Genomic DNA, 3465 nt, shown 5'->3' on the forward strand with positions numbered 1-3465 from the left:
AAAACCCTTCAAAAAATATACCACTAGGCTTGGCAATTAGTTTTGTGCTTGTACTTGGTTCATATGGTGGAGTTTCACTAATTTTAAGTGGCATAAATACCGATATACCTTTTGCAGAAATGCAAACTCCTGTCCTAGAGGTTGCAGAAAGCTTTCTACCAAATTGGGTTATAACATCATTGGTGATTTCAATTATTGCGGCAGCAGCCACGACGGTTAATGGATTAATATTAGGTTATTCGCGTGATATATTGGTTATTGCAGAAGCAAGAATTTTCCCGTCATTTTTATCAACTAAAACCAAACGATTTAACACGCCGGCAAATGCGATTATTACATATACCTTATTAAGTGTTCTAGTGGTGCTGTTGGGAAGTGGTGTTGAGGAATATGCACTGGTAGCGGTTATAGGATTATTATTACAGCAATTATTCATTGCCGTAAGTTTATATCGCATTCCTAAGATCATGAAGGATGAATATGACAGTGCAGAATTTAAATTACCAAAACCTGTTATTAAAATTGTCTCGGTACTTCTCTTTCTAATTTCTGCGGCATTTATCATTATGCATATATTCAACAATCCCATAATCGGTGGGTTAATTTTGGGCGTTTTTACGATTGGTAGTTTGATATATTTGATTGCGAAGAGAGGTCAGCAAAATGATTAATCAAGATTTACGCGACAAATATGCCAAAGAAGGGGTGATTAAATTAACGAACGCATTTGATCCCAAATGGATTGAATTTCTTAGAAACGCTACCGAAGAAAATATGAATAACCCTGGTGAGCTTGCAGAAGAATATGCCGACGAGGAAAAATCGACACGATTTTTTGGTGACCAATATATTTGGACCCGAAACGATGATTTTAAAAAATTTGTTTTTGAAAGTGAAGCGGCGAAAATAGCCGCCGACTTAATGGGTTCAACTAAAATTAACATGTTCTTTGATCATTTGCTTGTTAAAGAGCCGGGATCAATTGAGCCAACCCCATGGCATCAGGATGGACCATATTGGAAAATTAAAGGTGAGCAAATTTGTTCAATTTGGTTTGCAATGGATCATGTTTCAGAAGAGACAGGCGGCGTAAGGTATATTAAAGGATCGCATCTTAGACAATCTTATCGACCAGAGAGTTTTAGTGGTGACGGCCATGATCATTATAATCAAACCGATTTACCGTTTATGCCAGATATTGAAGAAACATATTCAGAAACGGATATTGTTTGTTATGATTTAAAACCGGGTGATTGCTTGATCCATCATGCAAATATCATTCATGGTGCTAAAGGTAACAGCGCGGCAAAAGTAAGGCGTCGTGGATATGCAACGCGATGGACGGGTGATGATGTGGTGTGGGACCCGCGTATCGCAACGGCGGATATTCCATTTGACCCCGGACTTGCGCCCGGGGAAAAATTGGATTGCGAATTATTTCCCGTCGTATGGGAGAAATAATTACTTTCTAATTACATAGGAGGAGTTACGTTCATTTCAGATGCTTTGTCTTCTGCTGCATCCATCATATTTGAACCTTCTTCTTTCGCGTCTTCCATGACTTCTTCAGCTTTATCCATGGCATCGTCTGCCATTTCACCAGCTTTATCCATAGCATCGTCGGCCATCTCTTCAGCTTGATCCATGGCTTCCCCGGCCATTTCTTCAGCTTGATCAGCCATTTCACCAGCAGTTTCTGATGCAGAATCCATTGCAGATGAAGATTGTTCGGCCATATCCGATGCTGCATCATTTGCTGCAGTGTTATTGTCAGAAGAACTATCACCACATGCACTTAGTCCTGCAGCGATTAGTGTAGAAAAAATAATTGATTTTAAATTCATAGTGTACCTTTCAAAGATTGTGTGATCACCACTCTACAGCAATAAAGAAATTCCAATAAGCAAAAAATGTAAAACTATGGTATATTATAAATTATATGGGGAAAATAAGGTAATTTCTTAGGGAGAAGAACATGAAAATTTTGTTATCAGTAGTAATATCTTTGTCATTAATCTCAATTGCACCTTTAAGTAATGCAAGTGCACAAACTAGGGCAAAAATAGCTGCACAAATTAAAACTCCAGCGAGAACAATGAATAGAGCTGTAACGATAATTAAACCGGCGGATGTTCATCGCACGTCTGAATTGGCGGTTGTGACAAATGGTGCGTCTCAACAAAGTCCCGCAACTTCGATACGTGCAATTCCTGCAAATCCGTCACCTAGGCCTGGTGGTATGGGAACGTTACAACAAGCCCCAAAAGGAAAATTAAATGTAACATTAACCCCTAAAGCCCCCGCGTTTCATAATAGGGCTTATCTTGCATATCAATACCCGCAATCTACAAATTTAAGTAACAGCAATAATTTTGTTGCTTTTTCAAAGGGCGTTATTCCAGGGCTTCTAACCTATAGTTTTAACCTTGAAAAAGATAAAAAATATCTAATCGAAATTATTGTCGATGCATGGGGATCATCTGGCGGGAATGTTAAACATACTATTGGTCAGCAGGCTTCAACTCATAACTTCAGCACCTTTAATACTAAAGTCAACATATCTCGTGTCGTTCAAGCTTCTGAAAGTGGCTGGGTATCTGGTAATCTTATGCAAGGTGACGATCCGAACAATCAATGGAGAGTGTATAGCATAAGCATTAATGAAATGGATTAAACGTCAATAATTTTGCCATCTTCAATGATGGTTTTTTGTTTTGGCATTTTTTCACAAACATTGACGGCTTTAAGTATTTCTTGGCTGATAGCTTTATTTTGTCCGCTCATAACGGCGCGTTGTAAAGCAACATTTAAGAAAACTGTGGCAGGGTTCTCACCGCGATTGTTTCCGTAGGAGAGTATACAAGGTACGCCATTTTTAATTTGGCTTGCTACGAATGTAGCAAGTTTATAATTTGATCTTACTCTCGATTTGTCCAAGATGGTAATTCTAAAACCAGTTCTACCGGAAAAAGGGGGTGGAAAATTTTCTTGTGAAAATTCAAGTAAAACATTCATTTTATCCGGCCGCCATTCATCACCAAGGTCCGGCAAAGCACGCCATGCACAGAAATATTCCTGACATAAGCTAGGCCAATCCGGATATAGCCCGCATTTCCCGCCTTTAGAAAGGTTGTGGCATCTCTCATTAGGTCTTTTAACGAGCCCCGTTGTTTCAATCTGAAGAGAATGACAACAGACATTGCAACCACCACATTTTCTTTTTGGCACTAGTTGGATAGTATTTTCAGCGGTACTCAATAGAACTCCCATATCATTTGTTTCGATCAAATATATCTACACTAAAAAAATATAAAAAAAAAGCAGATCATATGATCTGCTAAATAAATGGCGGAGAGGGTGGGATTCGAACCCACGAAGGGCTTGCACCCTTGCTAGTTTTCAAGACTAGTGCATTCAACCGCTCTGCCACCTCTCCATAAGATGTATCGCGATGTGCGTGCATGA

Annotated in this window: 5 protein-coding genes and 1 tRNA gene; 3 read left to right on the plus strand and 3 right to left on the minus strand. The window is 39.1% G+C overall.

Going from position 1 to position 3465, the window contains the following annotated elements; all coding sequences use genetic code 11:
* Positions 1-671: APC family permease (locus ACTF6W_RS01405; RefSeq protein ID WP_438992754.1), on the plus strand; the 671-nt coding region annotated here is incomplete at its 5' end.
* Complete coding sequence (locus tag ACTF6W_RS01410; RefSeq protein ID WP_438992755.1) at positions 664-1461, plus strand: phytanoyl-CoA dioxygenase family protein; 798 nt, start codon at positions 664-666, stop codon at positions 1459-1461. The genes ACTF6W_RS01405 and ACTF6W_RS01410, both read left to right, overlap by 8 nt.
* A gap of 11 nt (positions 1462-1472) precedes the next feature.
* On the opposite strand, the gene ACTF6W_RS01415 is transcribed toward ACTF6W_RS01410, so the two are convergent.
* The gene (locus ACTF6W_RS01415; protein ID WP_438992756.1) at positions 1473-1844 is read right to left on the minus strand and encodes a hypothetical protein; all 372 of its coding nucleotides are present in this window, start codon (positions 1842-1844) and stop codon (positions 1473-1475) included.
* Positions 1845-1975: 131 nt separating this feature from the next.
* Between ACTF6W_RS01415 and ACTF6W_RS01420 the strand changes: the two genes are divergently transcribed.
* A complete protein-coding gene (locus ACTF6W_RS01420; protein WP_438992757.1) occupies positions 1976-2674 on the plus strand; it encodes a hypothetical protein in 699 nt (232 codons plus the stop codon).
* Here ACTF6W_RS01420 and ACTF6W_RS01425 read toward each other — a convergent pair.
* Together ACTF6W_RS01425 and ACTF6W_RS01430 are read right to left on the minus strand one after the other, a co-directional pair.
* On the minus strand, positions 2671-3258 hold the full coding sequence (locus ACTF6W_RS01425; RefSeq protein ID WP_438992758.1) for a hypothetical protein: 588 nt from the start codon (positions 3256-3258) through the stop codon (positions 2671-2673). The two genes, ACTF6W_RS01420 and ACTF6W_RS01425, sit on opposite strands and share 4 nt — an antisense overlap.
* Before the next feature lie 88 nt (positions 3259-3346).
* Positions 3347-3436: transfer RNA gene (locus tag ACTF6W_RS01430), tRNA-Ser, on the minus strand.
* Between the last annotated feature and the right edge of the window lie 29 nt (positions 3437-3465).

It is taken from the genome of Pseudemcibacter sp. (genome assembly GCF_965661635.1).
Classification (GTDB): Bacteria; Pseudomonadota; Alphaproteobacteria; order Sphingomonadales; family Emcibacteraceae; genus Pseudemcibacter.

Excerpts from the sequence above, each read along its gene's own strand:
- ACTF6W_RS01410 (WP_438992755.1), top strand. The coding sequence starts at position 664 with ATGATTAATCAAGATTTACGCGACAAATATGCCAAAGAAGGGGTGATT.
- ACTF6W_RS01415 (WP_438992756.1), bottom strand. The coding sequence starts at position 1,844 with ATGAATTTAAAATCAATTATTTTTTCTACACTAATCGCTGCAGGACTA.
- ACTF6W_RS01420 (WP_438992757.1), top strand. The coding sequence starts at position 1,976 with ATGAAAATTTTGTTATCAGTAGTAATATCTTTGTCATTAATCTCAATT.